Annotated in this window: 22 protein-coding genes and 1 riboswitch; of the genes, 12 read left to right on the forward strand and 10 right to left on the reverse strand. The window is 46.8% G+C overall.

The window, feature by feature from the left end; all coding sequences use genetic code 11:
- Positions 1-137: 137 nt before the first annotated feature.
- The 8 genes from H8876_RS08975 to H8876_RS09010 all read right to left on the reverse strand — a co-directional run bounded on the left by H8876_RS08975 (position 138) and on the right by H8876_RS09010 (position 8,072).
- Entirely contained in the window at positions 138-611 is a 474-nt protein-coding gene (locus H8876_RS08975) for a hypothetical protein (RefSeq protein ID WP_177265134.1), read from the reverse strand.
- Positions 612-734: 123 nt separating this feature from the next.
- On the reverse strand, positions 735-1,595 hold the full coding sequence (locus tag H8876_RS08980) for a bifunctional 5,10-methylenetetrahydrofolate dehydrogenase/5,10-methenyltetrahydrofolate cyclohydrolase (protein ID WP_249287463.1): 861 nt from the start codon (positions 1,593-1,595) through the stop codon (positions 735-737).
- Entirely contained in the window at positions 1,595-2,236 is a 642-nt protein-coding gene (locus tag H8876_RS08985) for a cyclodeaminase/cyclohydrolase family protein (RefSeq protein ID WP_177265136.1), read from the reverse strand. Before H8876_RS08985 ends, H8876_RS08980 begins: the two co-directional genes overlap by 1 nt.
- A gap of 19 nt (positions 2,237-2,255) precedes the next feature.
- Entirely contained in the window at positions 2,256-3,932 is a 1,677-nt protein-coding gene (locus H8876_RS08990) for a formate--tetrahydrofolate ligase (RefSeq protein WP_249287464.1), read from the reverse strand.
- A gap of 81 nt (positions 3,933-4,013) precedes the next feature.
- A riboswitch (ZMP/ZTP riboswitch) is annotated at positions 4,014-4,102 on the reverse strand.
- Between the two features lie 198 nt (positions 4,103-4,300).
- The gene (locus H8876_RS08995; protein ID WP_177265137.1) at positions 4,301-4,978 is read right to left on the reverse strand and encodes a ribonuclease HII; all 678 of its coding nucleotides are present in this window, start codon (positions 4,976-4,978) and stop codon (positions 4,301-4,303) included.
- Entirely contained in the window at positions 4,975-5,907 is a 933-nt protein-coding gene (gene ylqF / locus H8876_RS09000; protein ID WP_249287465.1) for a ribosome biogenesis GTPase YlqF, read from the reverse strand. Before ylqF ends, H8876_RS08995 begins: the two co-directional genes overlap by 4 nt.
- 32 nt (positions 5,908-5,939) lie before the next feature.
- On the reverse strand, positions 5,940-6,479 hold the full coding sequence (locus tag H8876_RS09005) for a hypothetical protein (protein WP_177265139.1): 540 nt from the start codon (positions 6,477-6,479) through the stop codon (positions 5,940-5,942).
- Positions 6,480-6,857: 378 nt separating this feature from the next.
- Entirely contained in the window at positions 6,858-8,072 is a 1,215-nt protein-coding gene (locus H8876_RS09010) for an IS110 family RNA-guided transposase (protein WP_249287513.1), read from the reverse strand.
- A 290-nt stretch (positions 8,073-8,362) separates the two neighbouring features.
- Between H8876_RS09010 and H8876_RS09015 the strand changes: the two genes are divergently transcribed.
- The 7 genes from H8876_RS09015 to H8876_RS09050 all read left to right on the forward strand — a co-directional run bounded on the left by H8876_RS09015 (position 8,363) and on the right by H8876_RS09050 (position 14,401).
- Complete coding sequence (locus H8876_RS09015; protein WP_465250743.1) at positions 8,363-8,635, forward strand: hypothetical protein; 273 nt, start codon at positions 8,363-8,365, stop codon at positions 8,633-8,635.
- The gene (locus tag H8876_RS09020) at positions 8,632-9,036 is read left to right on the forward strand and encodes a YolD-like family protein (protein WP_249287466.1); all 405 of its coding nucleotides are present in this window, start codon (positions 8,632-8,634) and stop codon (positions 9,034-9,036) included. The genes H8876_RS09015 and H8876_RS09020 overlap by 4 nt, the downstream gene beginning before the upstream one ends.
- 229 nt (positions 9,037-9,265) lie before the next feature.
- Positions 9,266-9,889, forward strand: a complete 624-nt coding sequence (locus tag H8876_RS09025; RefSeq protein ID WP_249287467.1) for a nuclease-related domain-containing protein — start codon at positions 9,266-9,268, stop codon at positions 9,887-9,889.
- 360 nt (positions 9,890-10,249) lie between these two features.
- The gene (locus H8876_RS09035; protein WP_249287468.1) at positions 10,250-11,578 is read left to right on the forward strand and encodes an ATP-binding protein; all 1,329 of its coding nucleotides are present in this window, start codon (positions 10,250-10,252) and stop codon (positions 11,576-11,578) included.
- Between the two features lie 173 nt (positions 11,579-11,751).
- Positions 11,752-12,666 (forward strand): ABC transporter ATP-binding protein, encoded by a 915-nt coding sequence (locus tag H8876_RS09040; RefSeq protein ID WP_249287469.1) that lies wholly within the window; start codon positions 11,752-11,754, stop codon positions 12,664-12,666.
- Positions 12,663-13,583: an ABC transporter permease gene (locus H8876_RS09045; RefSeq protein ID WP_249287470.1), complete on the forward strand. Its 921-nt coding sequence runs from the start codon at positions 12,663-12,665 to the stop codon at positions 13,581-13,583. The genes H8876_RS09040 and H8876_RS09045 overlap by 4 nt, the downstream gene beginning before the upstream one ends.
- Positions 13,584-13,720: 137 nt before the next feature.
- Positions 13,721-14,401, forward strand: a complete 681-nt coding sequence (locus tag H8876_RS09050) for a YoaK family protein (protein ID WP_249287471.1) — start codon at positions 13,721-13,723, stop codon at positions 14,399-14,401.
- Positions 14,402-14,440: 39 nt separating this feature from the next.
- On the opposite strand, the gene H8876_RS09055 is transcribed toward H8876_RS09050, so the two are convergent.
- Positions 14,441-15,103 carry a hypothetical protein gene (locus H8876_RS09055; protein WP_249287472.1) on the reverse strand — a complete coding sequence of 221 codons (663 nt, stop codon included), beginning with the start codon at positions 15,101-15,103 and terminating at the stop codon, positions 14,441-14,443.
- A 195-nt stretch (positions 15,104-15,298) separates the two neighbouring features.
- Here H8876_RS09055 and H8876_RS09060 point away from each other — a divergent pair, with 195 nt between their 5' ends.
- The 5 genes from H8876_RS09060 to H8876_RS09080 are packed head-to-tail and all read left to right on the forward strand — an operon-like array spanning position 15,299 to position 18,231.
- Positions 15,299-15,505, forward strand: a complete 207-nt coding sequence (locus H8876_RS09060; protein ID WP_177264906.1) for a YdbC family protein — start codon at positions 15,299-15,301, stop codon at positions 15,503-15,505.
- Between the two features lie 21 nt (positions 15,506-15,526).
- On the forward strand, positions 15,527-16,564 hold the full coding sequence (locus tag H8876_RS09065) for a macro domain-containing protein (RefSeq protein WP_249287473.1): 1,038 nt from the start codon (positions 15,527-15,529) through the stop codon (positions 16,562-16,564).
- A gap of 27 nt (positions 16,565-16,591) precedes the next feature.
- Positions 16,592-17,179 (forward strand): class I SAM-dependent methyltransferase, encoded by a 588-nt coding sequence (locus tag H8876_RS09070; protein WP_249287474.1) that lies wholly within the window; start codon positions 16,592-16,594, stop codon positions 17,177-17,179.
- Positions 17,176-17,718 carry a flavin reductase family protein gene (locus H8876_RS09075; RefSeq protein ID WP_249287475.1) on the forward strand — a complete coding sequence of 181 codons (543 nt, stop codon included), beginning with the start codon at positions 17,176-17,178 and terminating at the stop codon, positions 17,716-17,718. The genes H8876_RS09070 and H8876_RS09075 overlap by 4 nt, the downstream gene beginning before the upstream one ends.
- 54 nt (positions 17,719-17,772) lie before the next feature.
- Complete coding sequence (locus H8876_RS09080; protein ID WP_249287476.1) at positions 17,773-18,231, forward strand: PaaI family thioesterase; 459 nt, start codon at positions 17,773-17,775, stop codon at positions 18,229-18,231.
- Between the two features lie 80 nt (positions 18,232-18,311).
- Here the strand turns inward: H8876_RS09080 and H8876_RS09085 are convergent, their stop codons facing one another.
- Entirely contained in the window at positions 18,312-19,709 is a 1,398-nt protein-coding gene (locus tag H8876_RS09085; RefSeq protein ID WP_249287477.1) for a zinc-binding metallopeptidase family protein, read from the reverse strand.
- Positions 19,710-19,733 lie beyond the last annotated feature (24 nt).

Genomic DNA, 19,733 nt, shown 5'->3' on the forward strand with positions numbered 1-19,733 from the left:
ATGGTGAACGGCTTTTTATCGGGATCCACTTCCGCGTGGAATGCACCGTTCGACTCCCACATCTCATAAATGCGATCCTCAAAATCCTTCGGATCGTAAGTCTTTGCTAAATTCTTCTCCATGATTTATATCTCTCCTTACTGGTTTTTATTCTTATTCCTTCGTCTCATATTCCAAAGACCATACAGCAGACTCGCTCCCAGCAAAATCAGAAACGCCGCCAGATAGATCCGGTATACCCCCTGGTACGTCTCGATCTTCTTCTGCTGCGCTCCATCTGCCGTTACGTAATACTGGTACACATCCCAGCCCGTGTCCAGCCGCACATCAATGTATTTCTCTCCGTTTCCAATGGTGCTCTCCTGGTAGCAGTACCGCTCTCCCATCCGGGAAAACACTGCCGCCCCAAAATCACTGCCCGTCTGAAAACAGTACATCGCCTTGTTTCCGATTTCCTCCTCCAGCGTGACCCGGATATCATCCGTCTCCGTCTCCCTCTGGATCACAGAAAGCACATCGTCCTTCGGCGTGCCGTTCATATAATCCAAGCAGACGGGAACCGCAATGACCCCGATCAGGATCAGCCAGAGAATGATCAAAAGATTCCTCAATCCATCATCCCTCTTTTACTCATACTCCATGCAATTTTATAGTAACTGCATAATATATCAATTTTACACGCAATGCAAAAAAAAGGCAAGTGCCCGCAGACACTTTACCTTTTTCCATTCCTTTTATTTTTCCTGCAAAGCGCTTCGCGCTGCGGCCGTTACCACGTGATCCATGAGAACGGCGGTGGTCACGCTGCCGACACCGCCCGGCACCGGGCTGGCCGCTGCCGCTGCGGATGCGGCTTGCGGATCTACGTCGCCGCATATGCCTCCGGCGCCATCATCGTTGATCCCCACATCCAGAATGATCTGATCCTCTCCTGTCAGATCCCGCGTCAAAAAATTCGCCCTGCCTACAGCTGTGATCAGCACATCTGCATTTTTCCCGGCTTCCCGCAGTATCTCCGGCGTCGTCCTGCTGTGACAGATGGTCACCGTGGCATTGCGATCCAGGGCCATTACCGTCACCGGTTTTCCGATCACCAGGCTTCTGCCAAACACCGTGACTTTCTTTCCCGTAAGATCATATCCATAATAGTCCAGCATACGGATGCAGGCTTCTGCCGTGCAGGGCGGAAACCCCTCGCCGCTGCCAGTGAACACCCCTGCCATAGAACCGGCCGTGATGCCGTCTACGTCCTTTCGGAAATCGAGAGCTTTGCAGATCGTCTTGTCGTCGAACTGCTTCGGCAGAGGCCGGAAGATCAGGACGCCGTGGATATCCTGGTCTTCGTTGTATGCTGCGATCTTTGCAAGAAGCCGCTCCTGCGAAATATCCCCTGCAAAAACCTTTTGCTTGATATCGATCCCCATTTCTTCTGCCCGGCTGCAGATCCCGTGTTCGTAAGCGATATCACCCGGATCATCGCCCACCCGTATGGTCGCGATCTTTGGTATGATCCCCTGACTGCGAAGCTCTTCCACACGCTTGAACGCCCTCTCCTTGATGTCATCTGCTACCGGCTTCCCCTTCAGTTCTATCATTAATCATTTCCCTTCTTTAATTGATTTGATACACATTCGAATACTTCATCTGCCAGCGATGTGTATTTCATCATCCTGATGGCACAGATCTCGTTCAGTTCCTCAGCTCTTGCCCGGTTCTGCATCATCCTGGTGTTGATGTAAACGTTGAGGCTGGCAGCCTGCAGGGCTGCTTTGCAGAGGATGGCACTGGATCCGGCATCGCTGACCGCGATCCTGCTGCCCCGCTTGGCGAAGGCTACCGAAAGCTCGATTGCCCGGCCGCATTTTTCCATGATCTGAAGAGGAACTGCACTGGCATTTTCCAGAGCCTCCTCCATCAGGCGCTCCTTCTCTGCGATCTCCTCGTCCGTTTCCGGTTTTAGAGAATACAGCTGAGACAGGGGCTCGAACATATCGATATCCGCCTGCACCAGATCCAGAAGCTCACGCTGCAGCTGCCGTCCTTCTTTCATCAGCTCCATCATCTCATCTTCCACATCGGCATATTTCTTCTTTCCTACCGTCAAAGCACCTACCATGTGCCCCAGGGAGGTCCCCAGCGCACCAGCCAGAGCCGCAACGCTCCCGCCACCGGGAACCGGCTCTTTGCTCGCTGCCGCTTCGATGAATTTCTTACAGGATTTCTCCGTATAAATCATTTTTTTCACCCTTTCTATCTTAAAACAGGCCGGTGATCTTTCCCGATGCATCTACATCGATATTTTCTGCCGCCGGTTTCTTCGGCAGCCCCGGCATCGTCATGATATTTCCAGTCAAGGCCACGATAAAGCCTGCTCCTGCGGAGACTTTCAGGTTGCGCACTGTCAGATCGAATCCTCTCGGTGCTCCTAAAAGGCTCTGGTCGTCAGAAAAGCTGTACTGGGTCTTCGCCACACATATCGGCAGATTCCCAAATCCCAGGTCTTCCAGCTGCTTCATTTCCTTTTCTGCTGCCGGCAGGAATTTCACATCATCTGCGTGATAGATCTTCTGTGCGATCGCCTGCAGTTTTTCGCGGATGGAGCAGTCAAGCTCGTATGTGAAATGGAAATCATTCGGTTCTTCACAGAGGCGAACGACTTCTTCTGCCAGTGCGATACCGCCTTCTCCGCCTTTGCCCCAGACTTCACTGAGAGCTACGTTGACGCCCAGCTGTCTGCACTTGTCTTCCACCAGTTTCAGCTCCGCTTCCGTATCGGTCGGGAACCGGTTGATCGCTACCACAGCCGGAAGCCCGAAGCCCTTCGTGATGTTTTCCACATGCTGCAAAAGATTAGGCAGACCTTTTTCCAGTGCTGACAGGTTTTCTGTTCCCAGATCCACCTTGGATACGCCTCCGTGATGTTTCAACGCTCTTACCGTTGCAACGACAACGACTGCAGACGGTCTGATATCCGCCATGCGGCATTTGATATCCAGGAATTTTTCTGCTCCCAGATCCGCGCCAAATCCGGCTTCTGTCACCACATAATCCGCCATCTTCATCGCCATGCGCGTCGCCATTACCGAGTTGCATCCGTGAGCGATATTAGCGAAAGGGCCTCCGTGTATCAGCGCAGGTGTTTTTTCCAGCGTCTGAACGAGGTTCGGCTTGAGAGCATCCTTCAGCAGAGCCGCCATCGCTCCCTGTGCTTTCAGCTGACCCGCTGTGACCGGCTTCTCATCATAAGTGTATCCCACGACGATGCGGGAAACACGTTCTTTTAAATCCTCGATATTCCTGGAAAGACACAGGATCGCCATGATCTCGCTGGCTACCGTGATGTCAAATCCGTCTTCTCTAGGTGTTCCGTTGATTCTTCCGCCCAGGCCGTCGGTGATGAACCGCAGCTGCCGGTCATTCATGTCCACGCAGCGCTTCCAGGTGATCCTTCTCGGGTCGATCCCCAGTTCATTTCCCTGCTGGATATGGTTGTCCAGCATAGCCGCCAGCAGATTGTTGGCAGCTCCGATAGCGTGCATATCGCCGGTGAAGTGAAGGTTGATGTCCTCCATCGGCACCACCTGTGCGTAGCCACCGCCTGCGGCTCCGCCCTTGATGCCGAAGACCGGTCCTAAAGAAGGTTCTCTTAAAGCTACGATCACATCTTTATCGATCCGCTTCATGGCGTCTGCCAGACCAACGGTAGTGGTCGTCTTGCCTTCGCCTGCCGGCGTCGGTGAAATCGCCGTCACCAGGATCACCTTGCCGTCCTTCCTGTCTTTTCTGTCCTGTAACAGGCGGTAGTCGATCTTGGCCTTGTAGTTACCGTAAAGTTCTACGTATTCCTCTGCAAGTCCTGCTTTCTCAGCGATCTGGCTGATGTGCGCCATCTCATTTTCCTGTGCGATCTGAATGTCTGTTTTGATTTCCATCTCTTTTCTCCTCATGCTCTCTTGACTGTGAGCCGAATCTTTTTTCCCCTTAATATGCAAAAAGGGCCTGACGATCCGGACTTATGCAGCCCAGACGGTCGGCTCTCTTCTTCTCATTATACTCCACGTGGTCTGTTCCACTTTAAATACCGTCAGTCGTATAACAAATCCATTTTACCACGCCGGGGTCTTCTGCGCAAGGGGAAAAGAGACCCGGACCATCCCTGGCATGGGGCCGCTTTGGCATCGAACCCACTGGCTTGGCGCCGGTCTGCCGCCAGACTCCCTGGCGTGATGCTGAGCCCGCTGGCTTGATGCGAACCCACTGGCTTAGCACCGCTACGCCCCTGCTTCCGGGCTGGCTTCCCCTACTCCTGGGATGGATAAGATTTCCCCTTTAAAAACGTTCTTCGGTGGATAGGGCAGATCCCCTGCAGCCCCAGACCTTCGTAGTGAGCCTTCGTCCCGTAGCCTTTGTTTTTTTCAAAGGCATATCCCGGATAAACTTCCGCGTATTTCACCATCATTCTGTCTCTTGTGACCTTGGCTATGATAGATGCGGCTGCAATGGCTAGCACCTTGGCATCCCCTTTTATGATGGACTGCTGCGGCAGATCCAGTTCCTCGATCTTGACTGCGTCAAACAGCAGATAATCCAAAGGATCTTTACCGGCATCCGCAAGCTTCTGTTCCAGATCGTGGACCGCCCGGCGCATAGCCAGTTTGGTCGCCTGCAAAATATTGATCTCATCGATCACCTGATGGTCTGCCATACCGATGCCCCAGGCGACCGCGTGTTTTTTGATTTCGACGAAAAGCTCCTCCCGTCGCTTTTCTGAAAGTTTCTTGGAATCGTCTATTCCCAATACGCTAAATTCCTCCGGAAGCACCACAGCCGCCGCAACCACCGGACCAGCCAGCGGTCCTCTGCCCACCTCGTCGATCCCGGCGATGCACCGGTAGCCCTGCTCATGCAGGTCTTCCTCCGGCACTTTCATTTCAATGAGCCGCTGCTTCTGTTTTTCAAGCCGTTCTTCCCTGGTCATTCCTGTGCCTCCTTTGCAGGAGTTTCAGCCGGACTGTGACTGTCTGCAACAGCATTCTTTGCAGGAACCTGAGCAGCATTCTTTGCAGGAACCGGCGGAAGCTCCAGCGTGATCCGTCCGATCTTGCCGCCGCGAAACTCATCCAGCGTCAGTTTGCCGATCCTCTCGTAATCGATCCGCTTGCCCGGCAGGATGCAGCCACGCTTCTGAGCCATCATCTCCATGGTCTCGAGAGGAGTTTCCCCCGTTTCTTCCAACTTATACCGGTCCATGAGAAGCTGGGGATAATGCTCTGCCAGCACACCGATCAGCTCCATAGCCAGGGTCGGCACATCCAGGATCTCATCTTTGATAGAACCGCAAAAAGCCAGGTTCAGCCCCGCTTTAGGATCCTCGAATTTCGGCCATAATATCCCCGGCGTATCGAGAAGCTGCATTCCGTTTTGCAGACGAAGCCACTGCTTGCCTCTCGTGACCCCCGGCCTGTCGCCTGTCTGAGCGCTTTTCTTTCCCGTCATGCGGTTTATGAGAGACGACTTACCCACATTCGGCACGCCGACGATCATCAGTCGATACGGCTTCTGCCGCACCTTGTCCTTGTTTTTTTCAGCCTCCATACTGCTTAAAAGACGGAACAGCTCCTTGCTGCCCGCCCCGCTCATACAGTTCATGGCCAGCGCCTTGTTTCCCTGTCGGCGAAAGGTTTCTGCCCAGTCTTTTACCGCCTTGTCATCTGCCAGATCGCTCTTGTTTAGTACGATGATCCGTGGCTTGCTTTTCACCAGTTCATCTATAATAGGATTTCTGCTGGAAATCGGGATCCTCGCATCGATCACCTCGATGACAGCATCCACCATTTTCAAATTTTCCTGAATCAGCTCCCGGGTCTTCTTCATATGCCCCGGATACCAGTTGATATTGTCGATCATAATGGAATCCTCCTCTCATACCAAATTAAAATTTATGAAATCATAGGTCCCGGCTCCGGCACCAGAAGTTCCTTCCGGTTTCGAAGCAGGAACAAAATAATCGATCTGGAAATTCCAGCAGTGAACACATTGGCCAAAGTCAACAGATCCGCCCACCGCGGCATCACCTTTTTCATGATCCTGTGAGAAAGGTAGATGTTTAAAATGAAAACGATCGGGAATGTGACCAGCCATAAGATAGAAATGATCGAATTCAGACTGGTATCTGCCATGGACTGCGGACCAAAACACATTTCTGCAAAACAGGCAGTGCAGATGATATCCAGGATCGTCAACAAAATCCCCACATTCTTTTTACCTGCGATCTGTCCCAGCCGCAGCTTGTTTAGAAACGGGATCCACGCCAGAAATCCATGAGAATAATTCCGGATCTGAGAAACCCGATACAGAAAAATACTTTCAAAAATATAATTCATCAATGCACAAATAGCGATCACCGCCATGATAGCCATCGCTATGGCAGCCATCCACATGACAAAAGCAAACATGATCGAAAAAACAAATCCGCCCATACTGCACCTCCCATTTCTCTCGTCCCATTATACGATATCGAGATGGCTGCCGCAAGCCTCGCACTTTGCAGAAATCCGCATTGCATAGCAGAAATCCGCATTGCATAAATGTAAATGAAGCAGTTCTCTTAACTACACTCATCGTGAATTCCCAGATAGAAAATAATTTGACCTGTATCGGAACTCTCATCCGTTTTCCCGCCAGCTTGAAATTCGTGAATTCCCAAATTTCTTTTTTAAGGGACGAGATGGGAACTGCAGCCTGCAAATAAAAAGTCAAGGGTAAATTATGGGATATTGAAAGTATTGTATAGATCGAAAACTAGGTATCAAAACAAGACCGCCAGAAATGTCGGCCTGAAAAAGGACATAAAGTGATCAATTTAATTCAGACAAGTTCAGAAGATATTCTTTTACTCTTCCATAGTAAATGCGTAGAAATTTATTGGCTCCTGCGGTCATGTAGACATAATAGGGTTTTCCCTGAGCACGTTTCTTGTCCATGAAAAGATATACGGCATCATCAGGCTTGTTCTTGATCAGCACTTCCATGATCTGGAACAGAGTTTTTCGTAATACTGGTGAGCCGTGTTTCGAGGCATGTACGCTTTTCTGGGAATACTCTCCAGATGCATTTACTCCAGGATCTACTCCAGCAAATGCTGTAATGGCGCCTTTATGAGTAAAACGCATCACATCACCGATTTCGGCCATAAGCTGTGGCCCCAGAGATGGACCTACTCCCTCCATTGCCATAACGACTGGATATTCTGGGAGCTTAGAAGCGGTTTCGTTCATAAGATTGCGCAGTTCTTCTACAGTCTTAGATGTAGTATTTAATTGTGCTATCGCCTGTTTGATGATCCGTTTGGTAAAGTTGTCCTTGGGAAGTACAGGAACAAGCTCCTTTGCTTTTCCATAGATTTCTTCAGCTTTTGACTTGCTGAAGATGTACCTCCTGCGGTGACACCATTTCTGATAGTGATTGATAAAAGCAGTCAATGACATCTTACGGACACAATCCACATGCCAGTAGGTATCCACAAAATCCACCCATTTCTGGCAGCCGTCTTCACGGACAGGACTGTTAAAGTAGGTGTTGGCACCTGGATAAGTCTGATCGATCAGCCCGATCAAATTGTTTTTCATAGCAGTTTTGTGCTTCGTGTAGAAGCTGAACTGACGATTCATAGTTTTGAGTTGAGAACGTAATTCATCCATAAGAGTATACTGTTTCAAATTTCCCCAGCTGTCAAGAGTGTAGCGTGCGATTTTCACCGAATCCGCCTTGTCTGTTTTGACTTTGCGGAGAGGATTATCGTGGCCTTGAAAGTTACGGATGATATGAGGGTTTACAGCACTGACGAAGAAACCTGCCTGCGACAGTCTGCGGGCAATTGGCTCATAGTAGTGACCGGTGCATTCCATAACGATGCGTGTTTCTCCATCAAGATCCTGGATCAACCGAGTAAGCGATCGAAAGTCAGAAGAAAGGTGCGGCACATCAAAAGGCTTCTTAACTATCTCTCCGCCGGGACGGAGGATTGCAACTGTACTCTTCCTTTTGGAAACATCTATACCTACTGCGTTCATATTCATAAAATGTCACTCCCTGTTTCAAAGATTGCAATTGATCAGATCCAGCTTTACTCATTGCCCATTCAATCTACTGTGGTGTGACACGAACGCACCCTTAAGGTGGCTCAACCTGCATAAAACGAATGCTGCGAATGAAGAGCTGGTTAGCAGACTGCGGTCCGGGCGCGAAGCCCAAGGATGAAATCGCTATACCGATTGCTCTTACATTTTAACAGCTTAAGCAACAAGATGGATAATTCCTTACTGGCTGCAAGGGATATTAACCATAAGTATATTGTAGTAGGATGAACATTTCTGCGAATCGTGTGGTTGGCGAGTCGGATGCTCCGGAGAAAAATGATGGATGTGAACAGCTTGATTTTTTTACAGATTATGACGCCAGACAGGAAGCGCAGCGTGAAGAAGCCGAACAGCTTGAACGGGAACGGAAACTGCAGGAGGCGGAGATCTCTATCAAAAAAAAGTTTGGTAAAAATGCTGTCCTTAAAGGGATGAATCTCGAGGAGGGAGCTACTGCAAAGAACAGGAACAGACAGATCGGAGGGCATAAGGCATGAAGGATTACAGCGATATCATCGATCATCCGCACCATGTATCACGGACGCATCTGCAGATGTCCATGCATGACCGCGCTGCACAGTTCTCGCCATTTGCAGCACTGACAGGATTTGATGCAGCAGTGGAGGAAGAGGCAAGAGTCACAGACAAGCGTATGGAACTGGAGGAAGATGAACGGCAGCGTTTGAATGAGAAACTTCGGATCCTTTCAGAGCATATAGAAGAGCAGCCGGAAGTCAGTATCACATATTTCGTGCCTGACGAGAGGAAAGACGGCGGAGGATATGTGACGAAAACCGGAGCACTGAAGAAGATAGATGAGTATGTGCATGTGCTGATCATGACGGACGGTGTGAAAATACCGATCCGGGAGATAATTGAAGTAAGTTTGGAAATATGACAGAAGTATTTTTTATTTATTTCCGATTTCACTCCGTTATAATAAAACCAGAGTTAATGTTTTGTAATAGTAAAGGAATGGTGACAGATATGGCTGGGTGTTCCAGTTTGGCGGGAAGATTCGTATCATTGGGCCGGATGAGGCGATGCTGGGATTTCAGCGGTTGCTGGATTCCTTTACGCCAGCTCACAGCTAAATTACAATAATCAATAACTTCAGAGGGTGAACTATGTCTGAATTAAGTATATTTGTAATCATTGCCATTGTGGTAATTATTATCGCAATCATAGCCATAATAGGAAACAGCATATCTGATCGTAGCTCGCAGGAGTATGAACGTCCGGAAGAGCGTGCGGGTCGTGAGGGAGAATATATTGCAATGAACATAATCAGGAGAGTTCTGCGTAATGGGGACGTTCTTCTGACAAATGTTGATATTTCTTATGATGGGAGAAAAGCTGAGCTTGATAATGTCATCATAAACAAGTATGGAGTTTTCATCATTGAAGTGAAAAACTACGCGGGCACAATCTATGGCAAGACAGATGATTATACTTGGATAAAATGCAAAACCGATCCTTATGGCAACACTTTTACCAAAACGGTAAGAAATCCGATCAAGCAGGTAAATCGGCAGGTATATTTGCTTGCAAGGCATCTTGAGGAATATGGATTTTATGTATGGGTAGAGGGGTATGCATTTTTTGTTCAAGGAAATAGTCCTGTCTGGTGCAAAGAAGTTCTTGGCAGTTCCAACGATATTGATAAGGCGGTACATACATTTAATAAGAATCGATTGAGTGTTAGTGATATAGAATCTATCAAAGCGATTCTTTTGGACCCTTGTAGATAAAAATGCAGGGAGAAAACAGGGCCGAGTATGTTCCAGATGCAGTGTTCTTTATCAAATATTTGAGAACGCTTGGCTTTTCTGCAACCAATGATATTTTTGCAGAAAATGCCTAGTATTTCAGAAATGCGCTTGTTCGAGCGAATTATACGGATTTACAGAGAGGTATCCATGAAACCACAGAATATCTTGAGATATTTCTCAGAAATCTGCTTCTGGACGAGAAACACGAGCTCCACAACCAGGATCTTCACATAATAATGAAAAAAGTGCGATTTTGCAGTAAAATGAGGATATAAAAATAGCGATTTTGTGGTAAAATGAAAATATAAAAAGTGCGATTTTGCGATGGGGGCTGATTTTATGTTCAGAAGAAAGATATATGACAAGCTTTTAGAGTGGAAAACTGAGTCTGATGGAAGGACTGCTTTACTGATAGAAGGAGCAAGACGAGTTGGAAAATCGACAGTTGTTGAAGAATTCGCTAAAAAGGAATATGAAAGTTACATCCTTATTGATTTTTCGAGAGCATCTAAAGCCGTAAAAGAACTTTTTGAAGATATATCTGATCTGGATTATCTGTTTCTCCAACTGCAATTGCAGTATAAGGTCGATCTGCATGAGAGAAGATCATTGATTATATTTGACGAAGTACAACAGTGTCCTCTTGCGAGGCAGGCAATCAAAGCATTGGTGGCAGATCACAGATATGATTACGTGGAGACCGGTTCGTTGATTTCGATCAAACGTAACGTGAAGGATATACTTATCCCAAGTGAGGAACGAAAAATCAGTATGTATCCTATGGATCATGAAGAATTTCTATGGGCTGTCGGAGATCTCACAACTATTCCATTGCTGAAGAAGGTATTTGATTCCGGGAAACCTGTCGGAGTTCAGATCCATAGAAAACTGATGAGAGACTTCCGCTTGTATATGCTTGTAGGAGGTATGCCACAGGCTGTAAATGAATATATAGAAACGAACAATTTCAGAAAAGTAGACCAGATAAAAAGGGATATTCTCAATCTGTATGAAGATGACTTTAAAAAAATAGATCCAACAGGGAAGTTGTCAAGTCTGTTTGATGCGATCCCGGCACAGCTTAATAAAAATGCTTCAAGATATCAGGTTTCGAGTGTTTTGAACGGTGAGAGAGCAGAAAATATTCTGGAATCGATTGCAGAACTGAAAGATTCAAAAACAGTACTGGTATCGTATCATACCAATGATCCCAATGCAGGAATGTCGAACAATAAAGCCCCGGGGAAATTCAAATTATTTTTAAGTGATACCGGATTGTTCACTACGTTGATGTTCAAAGACAGAGATTTCACAGAGAACATCATTTATGAAAAACTGCTGAATGATAAACTGAGTGCGAATCTTGGATATCTATATGAAAATGCAGTAGCTCAAATACTTACTGCTAATGGGAATGCATTATTTTATCATACTTTCATGAATGAAAGCACTCGCAGAAACTATGAGATAGATTTCATCCTGGCCAGAAAAAACAAAGTATGTCCGATAGAGGTGAAATCTTCCGGATACAAGACACATGCTTCCTTAGATGCGTTTTCCAGAAAATTCTCAGACAGGATACTAGATAAATACCTTATTTATACAAAGGACTTTGCAAAGGATGAGGATATATTCTGTCTGCCGATATACTTGGTGCAGTTTCTGTAAAAGAATATCAAAAGTATCAACTATGTATTCGGCAGGAGTGCTGTCATGGAGCTTTTGGGATTGAAAAGTTCAATGGGAGAATACAAACCGCCTTTTACGATAACCAATAAGATATTTATGTGAGAAGATGACGGGAATTATCCTGGATGCCCATAATATAAGGAGGAAAGTGAATGAGCAATATTATTCAAATCGATAATCTTAATAAAAGTTTTGGAAGTGTAAATGCTGTCCGGAATTTGAGTTTTCGTGTGAAAAAAGGGGAATTATTTGCCTTCCTTGGGATCAATGGTGCAGGAAAGTCGACTACAATCAATATTATGTGCGGACAACTGACGAAAGACAGTGGAAGCGTCGTTATTGATAAACACGATTTAGATGAGGATATGGACTATATCAAGCGTGAACTGGGCGTGGTTTTTCAGTCATCTGTTTTGGATTCGGCCCTTTCTGTCTATGATAATCTGGAAAGTAGAGCCGCTTTATATGGCATTACTGGAATGGCATTTAAGAACCGGCTTGAGGAACTGGCGAAAATATTAGATTTTAAAGACTTATTGAAACGCACAGTTGGTAAATTATCAGGAGGACAACGCCGAAGAATCGATATTGCAAGGGCTTTGTTTCATAAGCCTAAAATCCTTATTCTTGATGAGCCGACAACAGGGCTTGACCCGCAGACACGCCAACTTATCTGGACTGTTATATCCGGTTTTCGCAAAGCTGAAGATATGACCGTATTTTTAACTACGCATTATATGGAAGAAGCTGCGGAAGCTGATTATGTCGTGATCATTGATGATGGAAAAATATCCGCAGAGGGGACTCCGCTTGAATTAAAAAATATTTATACTGGAGATTACATCACGATTTACGGTGTAGAGGAAAAGGATATTAAAGCACTTAATATAGAATATGAGCGAATCCGAAACGGGTATCGTCTTTCTGTACCGAATACAAAGGCTGCAACTGAATTGATCATTCGTAATCCGCAGCTGTTTGATGATTACGAAATAACAAAAGGAAAAATGGACGATGTTTTTCTTGTTGTTACAGGAAAAACGTTAGTAGGAGGTGCAGAAAAATGAGTACAGCTTTCATTCTTATCAAAAGAAATATCAAATTGTTTTTTAAAGATAAGGGGATGTTCTTTACCTCTTTGATAACACCGGCTATATTGCTTGTGCTTTATGTAACGTTTCTTGGAAATGTGTATCGGGATAGTTTTACATCTAATTTACCTGATTCTTTAAAACTATCAGAAGACATAATAGAGGGACTGGTAGGCGGTCAGCTGATCTCCTCGATTCTTGCTGTTTCGTGCGTAACGGTTGCTTTTTGTTCTAATTTTTTAATGGTGCAAGATAAAGCAAATGGTACGATAAGAGATTTACGAATCTCTCCTGTAAAGGCGGCGACGCTTTCGCTGAGTTATTATATTGCAACCTTGTTTTCAACACTTATTATTTGCTTTGTTGCAACGGGGATCTGTCTTGCTTACGTGGCTATTGTCGGTTGGTATATGTCGCTTTCAGATATATTCTTTTTGTTTCTTGACATTTTACTTCTTGTTTTGTTTGGAACAGCATTATCTTCGATTATCAATCTTTTCTTATCAACACAAGGACAAATTTCAGCGGTAGGTACAATCATCAGTGCGGGGTATGGTTTCATCTGTGGTGCATATATGCCTATTTCTTCTTTTAGCGAAGGTCTTCAAAAACTAATCTCATTTTTGCCAGGCACTTACGGGACATCACTGATCCGAAATCATACAATGCAGGGTGTATTTGCTGAAATGCAAAATCAAGGCATTCCAACAAAGGTCGTTGAAAAACTAAAAGATTCCATTGATTGCAATGTTTATTTTTTTGGAAGTCAAGTGAATATCGGAGCGATGTATATGATACTTGGCATCACTATTTTGGTGTTGATTGTAAGTTATATTTTGTTAAACAAAGCAAGAACAGGAAAAGCTGCCCTTGTTAAAGGATCTGGAGCTTAGAACAAGCTAAAATCCTAAAATCTTATTTATGACAAACCTTCTCACATGAGGTATAATACTAAGCAGAGTGTTTTGTTTTGCTCATTACGAAATACAGAGAGATTATGATAAAGCAATTTACAAAAAAGAAGGTGCAGATGTCTGAATCTGCAGTGGTCAATTTAGTCCTGGCTCTTTCCGGAGGGTGCATGGACGCCTATTCTTATCTATACAGGGGCGAGGTTTTTGCAAATGCGCAGACCGGGAACATGCTCCTGTTCGGAGTGAACGCCGCCGGCGGAGATTTTGCAGAAGCTATGAAATACTTCTGGCCGGTGATCACATTCACAGTGGGGATCATTTTAGCGGACTTTATCCGGAGCAGGATACAGGATGTGCACGTGCACTGGCGGCAGATCGTTTTAGTGGGAGAAATCTTGCTTTTGTTCGCTGTGTGCTGGATCCCTCAGTCGCAGAACGATCTGGCGAATATGCTGATTTCGCTGGCGTGTGGTATGCAGGTAGAGACGTTCCGATCTTTCCGGGGTAACGGTATCGCAACCACCATGTGCATCGGTAATCTGCGAAGTGGTACATATAATTTCGATAAATACATGCAGACTCACCAGAAACAATATATGAAAAAAGCCATCGTATATTTCGGCGTGATTTTCTTCTTTATGCTAGGGGCGGTCATTGAGAGTATTTTCATCAAGCATTTTGACAAACATGCACTATATTTTTCCGTGTTCCTGCTGATTGTTGCATGCATTTTAATGATCATTCGACAGGAGGATGAAGCAGAAGAAGATAAGGAATACGACTTCACAGGAGATTAAGAATATACACTGCCGGCTCTCATGGGAAAGGAAGACTTTTCAGTCTTCCTTTTTTGCTGATCCGAAAAAGGACATGAGGGCTTCCATGCTCTCTGCCTGGGACATATCAGGGAAGGGATTTCCGGCTGAAGCCGGGGCTGGCTGCTGACCGAGTGGCTGCGGAGCGTTATCTGGCTGTGGGGACAGTGGCATGACGAAAGCCGCAGGCTTTGCAGCCATCAGCTGATCCCAGTAATCCGGGGCGATATCGTCGTGGGGCAGGGTCTTCAGATATTCCGTGCCGCCGTAGATCTCAAGTGCTCCTGCCATTTCAGTAAAATAGGAATCACCTGTCAGAGGGGTTCCGGTGCGGCTTTGTTTTTCCTGCAAAAGTTTCTCCGCATCGTGGAGGATGGCCATGGCTTTTGTCGGCATTTTGGCAGGTTTTTCGCCGCGCAGCTGGCTGAACACGTCCACGATCAGGGCGTCGATGTTCAGATCGTCCGGCAGGGCTTCCGTCACGATGACGCTTTCAAGATCATCTTCGGCTTCTTTTGTTAAGATCACAGCGTATTTATTGTTGTACTTCACGACCCGGTACGTCTTGGACAGGATGGGCAGCGGGATGTATTCCACGTTGTTTTTTTCTAAGATCATCTCATAGCGGCTGCGGTTTCCAGCCAGCAGCACTTTTTGTCCGTAGTGGGTAAATTCTTTTTTCATCTTAGTCTCCTTTTTCGCTTTCTGCTGGTGTTATTATAGCGGCTTTCTTGCGGCATGACAAGGGTGATGCACTGTATTGAAGCAGGCTGCAGGCTGTGGTATAATCAGAATCGTAAGACGAACAACATATAAAGGAGTACCCCGGGGCACGTCAATGTCGCACCTGTGGTGCGACAAATAAAGGAGATTGACAATATGGCAGATTTTAAATATGAGATCGTAGAAGAAATCGGAGTGCTTTCAGAAAATGCCAGAGGCTGGACCAAGGAGCTGAACAAAGTGTCCTGGAACGGCGGAGCACCTAAGTACGATCTGCGCGACTGGGCGCCGGATCATGAGAAAATGGGCAAGGGGATCACTTTGACGGAAGAAGAGGCGAAGAAACTGAAGGAACTGCTGTAAGCAGGAGGGAGACTGGAAAACATGAACGATAAATATGCAACCGCTCTTGAGCGGGCTTTATATAACTGGTATTACGGGGAGAACGGCGCCGATCCGGAACCGGTCTTCAACGCCATGAGCCAGGGAGCGGAGATGGGTATGCAGTGCCTGATCCCCATCGAAACTCCGCAGGAGCTTTTGCAGCAGCTGCTTGAGGCGGAATCTTTGCAGGATGGCGCGAGTTTCACCATTAATGAGGAGCTGCCGATCAGTTTTCAGCATCTGGTAGTGGATGAAGAGGGGCATTATTTGATCCCGATTTTCACAAGCAGCGAGCAGCTGAACATCGGTGGAGAAGGAAGTGCGACCATCAATCAGTCCTTTGGTGAACTCCTGGACTCTCTGGATCAGTGGCCGGACTGCCTTGGCTATGTGGTGAACCCGTTTACCAACAAGATCATGGTAGATCGCAATATCCGTGATAAAGTCCGGAATTTCCAGCCGAAATCTCATGTGGCGTTCGTGCAGGGAAGCGTGCTGGATCTTCATGTGGATGCGGTGGTCAATTCGGCTCATAAGACCCTTCTGGGCGGCGTGGAAGTGGACGAAGTGCTGCTGGCCGAAGCAGAGGGCATCATGGACGAAGCGATGCTCTGCGGCGGCGGGCTCAACGGAGCGATCCATGCGGCGGCAGGTCAGGCGCTTTTTGATGAATGTAAGACTTTAGGCGGCTGTATGCCAGGTGATGCAAAGATCACGAAGGCGTATGGCATCGAGTATGACGATTACATCATCCATACGGTAGGTCCGTTTTTCCAGAACAATGAAGAAGAGGAAGAAGTGCTGGCGTCATGCTATACAAAAGCACTGGATCTGGCGGTGGAGCATGGATGCACCAGCATTGCATTCCCGAGCATTTCGGCGGGAGCCAACGGATTCCCGATGGGCAAGGTGGCGCCGGTGGCAGTGATTTCTGTAGTGGAGTGGTTTGAAGCACATCCGGATGTGGTGATGAACGTATATCTTTGTGCAAATACGCCGAATGAGTATAAGGCGTATCTGCGTATGATCAAGCGATAGTCGGCAAGAGAAAAGGGGGCGACTGATATGAGTACCATTGATTACTATGATCAGAATGCACAGGAGTATTATGAGAGAACGGTAGATGCGGATCTTGCGGAGATCCGGGAGTATTTTCTGGGATTCTTGCGAAGAGATGCCAGGATCCTGGATTTCGGGTGCGGCAGCGGGCGTGATGCAAAGGCTTTTGCTGAAGCGGGAAGGATCGTCGAGGCACTGGACGGCTCGCAGGAGCTTTGCAGGATCGCATCAGAATATCTGGGAATGGATGTCCGTAATATGATGTTTCAGGATTTTGAAGAAACGGAAGCTTATGACGGGCTGTGGGCATGCGCTTCGATCCTGCACCTTACTTATGAGGAAATCATGGATGTGATGAAGCGGATCCATGGCGCGTTAAAACCACAGGGCGTGTTCTATACGACGTTCAAATACGGGACCTTCGAGGGAGAACGCGACGGACGGTATTATACGGATTTCGAAGAAAAGAAAATGGAAAGACTTCTGGCGGAACTGAATTGTTTTGATCTGGAGCGGATGTGGCTTACGGGCGATGCGCTTCCAGGCAGACATGAGGGACAGTGGATCAACGTGATTTTGAGGAGGAAACGATGAACAGAAAAAAGATAGATGTATACGATAATCTGACGGGGATCGTGAAAGAATTGAAGGAAGGTGTGCTTTTGACGGCGAAGGCGGATGATCAGGTCAACTCCATGACCATTTCCTGGGGTATGCTGGGGATCGAATGGGGCAGGCCGGTCTTCGTAACGTTCCTGCGTGAGCACAGGTTCACCAAAGAGCTGATCGATAAGAACGGTGAATTTACAGTGAATATTCCTTATGGTCAGGATGCAAAGGATATCCTGAATTTCTGCGGAACGAAATCCGGACGCGACGTGGACAAATTCCAGGAGCTGGGGCTGACTCCGGTAGAAGCAGAGAAGATCTCCGTTCCGGCGATCAGGGAGCTTCCATTGACCCTGGAGTGCAAAGTGGTTTACAAGCAGGAGCAGGATCCGGATCAGATCAGTGAAAAGCGAAAGAAAATTTTTTATCCGGCAGATGTTGATGGATCGTTCCATGGGGCAAATCGCGATTACCATACAGCCTATTACGGACAGATCCTCAGCGCTTATATCCTGGAGGATTAGAAGGAATTAGACTCGCAGCAGCAATTTTACAGCAGAAGGAGAACGAGAAAGAGAATGACAGAACAAAACAGCTTAGATAAATTCAGATCAAAGGAAGTGGAGGAGCGCTTTCAGGAACTTATCAGCGGCGTTGTGAATGAAGAATTTGAGAATATGAATACAGCGCTGGATCCTCAACCAGTGGGATGCAGCAAAGACGGCACAGAGTGCCGAATCCGCTTTATCAAAAAAGACTGGGAACGGAATCAGCGGATGCAGGTGCATGGCGGAGCAGTATCCGGTATGATGGATACTGCTATGGGAATGAGCATCATGGCCAAAAGCGGAAGACCGGTAACGACAGCGGAGCTTAATGTCAGCTTTATTCGGCCGTTTCTGGGAGAGAGCTTTCTGATCGATACAGAGATCCTCTACATGGGAAGAAATCTCATCAGAACAAGATCCACTGCTTACGATGAAGAATCAGGAAAGCTTCTTGCTTCAGCGACGGCAAATTTTGCTTATGTAGGATAGAAGCGGCGCATCCCGCAACAGAAAAAACAACCCCGATCCGGACGAAAACTTTTCGACCTGGATCGGGGTTTTTCATGCATTTAGTTTGTTGTATCAACAAGACTCTCCATGAAGTGGAGCGTGTTCAGCAGTGCTGCCTCTCTGTTTTCGGAATTGAACCGGTATGAAATGATATTCAGACCGGGCACCTTAGATGCGAAGATGTCGCATTCTGAACTGTTGAGGGTGTTCAGCGGCTTGGAATCATCGATGCTCAACGCATCTGCAAAGAAGCCGGCCAGAGGTTTATCCTTGTTTGCAGACCAGGTCATGCTCTGCTCGGATGCGGAATATCCGATATCGCAAAGCCCTGATGTTGTGGAGAACGATGTGTTCATTTCATCGATCACGCTCTTTTGCAGGCTGCGGGAACCGATGGTCAGCTGCAGTTTGTTTCCTGCTGTACTGATGGAAGAAATGTATGCTTCTGAAATGATATCGCCGGAATCCTCATCCTGAAGGAAAATACCTGTCTGGAGTGTGTACATAAGGCTGATGATGTTATCGCTGGACTGAGACGCGATCACCTGATCCGGCGTGGAAGTCTCCGTCATGGTGTATACGAAGTGATCTTCCAGCTTGTCAAATTTTTTCTTCATGCTTTCGTTGGATTTGTCGAATTTTTTTGTAAAGCTTTCTACATCATTATCGTCGATCACGACCACAGCAGTGGCAGAACCAGGTGTATACCCATTGTCTACCTTGCAGTCAAAGGATACCAGCTGGAACAGATTGCCGGAACTTTTTTCTGTGGCCAACAGGCTTCCTATGGTCTCCACTGGATTCGGGTAGTGGGTGTCAAAATCAAACGGATCCGCATATGCCGATGTGGACATTGTAATGGTATATGTCCTGGAATAAGATGGCGATGCGGTCTGTAAATCCGCGGACATAGTGGAAGTAAAGGTATGAGAGCCGGACGTCAATAGCTGGATATCTTTCGAATATTCCATATTGATAAAGTTGTCACACTCATAATATTTCGGATCGACTGAAGCCGCGCCGATCATATTGCCGTCGTTGTTTTCGGTGACGATCAGTGTGATCTTGCCGTGGGATTCCGGTCCCAGCAGAGCAGTCATGGAAACGGCCAGCGGCTGCATAGAGTTGTCGAAGTCACCTGTTTTGACAGCGCATTCCAGGACAGTGGATTCTTTTTTTCCGCATCCTTTTGTTGCCGGGTTGACGATCACCATATAATGTTCGGCATTCTCTTTTACGGTCAGGTCGTTGGATTTGGCCCATGAAGTCAGATATTCAGCGACCAGTGGATATTTCCCGGTGTTTCCAGAGAATGTGGAATTCAATTCACTGTAGGTATCAGATAATGTGTCTTTGAGTTCTGTTTCCCGATCAGGAGTGCCCAGAGAACAGCCGCTCAAAAAAACTGCGGAAGTCATGAGCACCACAGTTACCATTGCTATGAAAAAACGTCTCATAATGTGAGATTCTCCTTGTTAAAT

Origin of the sequence: Lentihominibacter faecis (genome assembly GCF_014306095.1) — a bacterium.
Lineage (GTDB): Bacteria > Bacillota > Clostridia > Peptostreptococcales > Anaerovoracaceae > Lentihominibacter > Lentihominibacter faecis.

Coding starts and splice junctions, on each gene's coding strand:
- ylqF (WP_249287465.1), bottom strand. CDS start 5,907: ATGATCGACAATATCAACTGGTATCCGGGGCATATGAAGAAGACCCGG.
- H8876_RS09085 (WP_249287477.1), bottom strand. CDS start 19,709: ATGAGACGTTTTTTCATAGCAATGGTAACTGTGGTGCTCATGACTTCC.
- H8876_RS09070 (WP_249287474.1), top strand. CDS start 16,592: ATGAGTACCATTGATTACTATGATCAGAATGCACAGGAGTATTATGAG.
- H8876_RS08995 (WP_177265137.1), bottom strand. CDS start 4,978: ATGACCAGGGAAGAACGGCTTGAAAAACAGAAGCAGCGGCTCATTGAA.
- H8876_RS09035 (WP_249287468.1), top strand. CDS start 10,250: ATGTTCAGAAGAAAGATATATGACAAGCTTTTAGAGTGGAAAACTGAG.
- H8876_RS08985 (WP_177265136.1), bottom strand. CDS start 2,236: ATGATTTATACGGAGAAATCCTGTAAGAAATTCATCGAAGCGGCAGCG.
- H8876_RS09010 (WP_249287513.1), bottom strand. CDS start 8,072: ATGAACGCAGTAGGTATAGATGTTTCCAAAAGGAAGAGTACAGTTGCA.
- H8876_RS08980 (WP_249287463.1), bottom strand. CDS start 1,595: ATGATAGAACTGAAGGGGAAGCCGGTAGCAGATGACATCAAGGAGAGG.
- H8876_RS09050 (WP_249287471.1), top strand. CDS start 13,721: ATGTCTGAATCTGCAGTGGTCAATTTAGTCCTGGCTCTTTCCGGAGGG.
- H8876_RS09025 (WP_249287467.1), top strand. CDS start 9,266: ATGTCTGAATTAAGTATATTTGTAATCATTGCCATTGTGGTAATTATT.
- H8876_RS09060 (WP_177264906.1), top strand. CDS start 15,299: ATGGCAGATTTTAAATATGAGATCGTAGAAGAAATCGGAGTGCTTTCA.
- H8876_RS09005 (WP_177265139.1), bottom strand. CDS start 6,479: ATGGGCGGATTTGTTTTTTCGATCATGTTTGCTTTTGTCATGTGGATG.
- H8876_RS09065 (WP_249287473.1), top strand. CDS start 15,527: ATGAACGATAAATATGCAACCGCTCTTGAGCGGGCTTTATATAACTGG.
- H8876_RS09040 (WP_249287469.1), top strand. CDS start 11,752: ATGAGCAATATTATTCAAATCGATAATCTTAATAAAAGTTTTGGAAGT.
- H8876_RS09020 (WP_249287466.1), top strand. CDS start 8,632: ATGAAGGATTACAGCGATATCATCGATCATCCGCACCATGTATCACGG.
- H8876_RS09015 (WP_465250743.1), top strand. CDS start 8,363: ATGAACATTTCTGCGAATCGTGTGGTTGGCGAGTCGGATGCTCCGGAG.
- H8876_RS09075 (WP_249287475.1), top strand. CDS start 17,176: ATGAACAGAAAAAAGATAGATGTATACGATAATCTGACGGGGATCGTG.
- H8876_RS08990 (WP_249287464.1), bottom strand. CDS start 3,932: ATGGAAATCAAAACAGACATTCAGATCGCACAGGAAAATGAGATGGCG.
- H8876_RS09055 (WP_249287472.1), bottom strand. CDS start 15,103: ATGAAAAAAGAATTTACCCACTACGGACAAAAAGTGCTGCTGGCTGGA.
- H8876_RS09045 (WP_249287470.1), top strand. CDS start 12,663: ATGAGTACAGCTTTCATTCTTATCAAAAGAAATATCAAATTGTTTTTT.
- H8876_RS09080 (WP_249287476.1), top strand. CDS start 17,773: ATGACAGAACAAAACAGCTTAGATAAATTCAGATCAAAGGAAGTGGAG.